Genomic DNA, 1,313 nt, shown 5'->3' with positions numbered 1-1,313 from the left:
GGGTGAAACGCAGGTAGTCGGCTTCGCGGTCGACGAGCCGGCAGGCGAGTGCGTGGCGGGCGGCCATGAGTTTCGTGCCGCGCGGTGAGGTCTGGGTGATTCCGATGTGGGCGGCGTGACGCAGCAGCCGGATGTGGGCCGCCAGGTCCGTGGCGTTGATCGCGATACCGGTGACAGCGGCGTCGACGGCGAGACGGTGCAGCGCGACGAGAGCCTCGGCGGCCTGGCTGGCCCAGCACCAGGTGCCGGCCGGTGCGGTGTCGATGATCCCCTGCAGCTCACGGAGCACGTGGGCGACACAGAGCTGGTGGGTGGCGTCGGTGTAGGTGTCATACGGCGCCCAGGCGTCGTGGACCACGATCCCGCCGAAGCCGGTCAGCACCCCGAGGGCGTCGATTCCGGCGGTCCCGCGTTGGGGATGGCAGTCGATGAGGGTGTACTTCCCGGTGCGGGCGCAGTGCACCCAGTGCAGTTTCCCGGCGACGCGTAGCCCGGTCTCGTCCGCGCCGACCACGGCGGCGTCGGCGAGCAGGTCGCGGACAGCGGTCAGGAAACCGGTCAGGTCGGCGGCGGCACGGGCGGCCATCGCCGCGACCGTGCCCGCGGACAGGGGGATCCCGACCAGCTCGGCGAGTGCGGTCGCGGTCCGGTCCTTCGACAGGAACTGACCGGAATACAGGTAGACCGCCGCCGCGGTCACCCGCGGCCCGTACTGGACCGGGGCGTTCACCCCGTCCGGCGCCGCGGCCTTCGTCCGTGTCCCGCAGCCGCAGACACGCTCCACCAGCCCATGCTCGGTGACGTGGGCGCGTAGTTCGGGCAGGTCGAACACCTGCCGGCGTTCGACCCGGGCCACTGGCCGGCCCGCGAGCGACGCCCCACAGCCCGAACACGGGCCCGGTTCGTGCCGCAGACGCACATCAGGTTCATCCGTCAGGCACAGCGTCGACCCGGGATGCCCGGCCTGCCCACCAGGGCGCCGGCCGGTCTTCTTCCGCAACGACGTCGGGGGCGGCTTCGCCAGACCGTCCGAGCTCGGTGGTTTCGCCGAGTTCCGCGAGGTCTTCGCGACCTGCGCCTCCAGCTCCGCGATCCGTGCCAACGCCCGCACGAGATCCGCCTGCAGGCTCACCACCAGCGCCGCGAGCTCGTCATACGACGGCACCGGCGGCGCGGGCGGATCATCGGACACACCCGGACCCTACGGGCCGATCAACCACGCCACACCAACACCCCAGGACTGCCAAGCCATCAAAACGTCCCAGCCGGCCGGGGAACGAAAAACAAACGATCTACGAGACCTGACCAGTTAC

At 70.9% G+C, this 1,313-nt stretch carries 1 protein-coding gene; it reads right to left on the bottom strand.

Translation table 11 applies throughout. The features are described from left to right. On the bottom strand, positions 1 to 1,192 hold a 1,192-nt coding region (gene tnpC / locus AC6EXY_RS33275; protein ID WP_499819026.1), incomplete at its 3' end, for an IS66 family transposase. Between the last annotated feature and the right edge of the window lie 121 nt (positions 1,193 to 1,313).

This window comes from Frankia sp. RB5 (assembly GCF_059816245.1).
The sequence above is the reverse complement of the archived record's forward strand: the minus strand, read 5'-3'. Positions and strand labels throughout refer to the sequence as shown.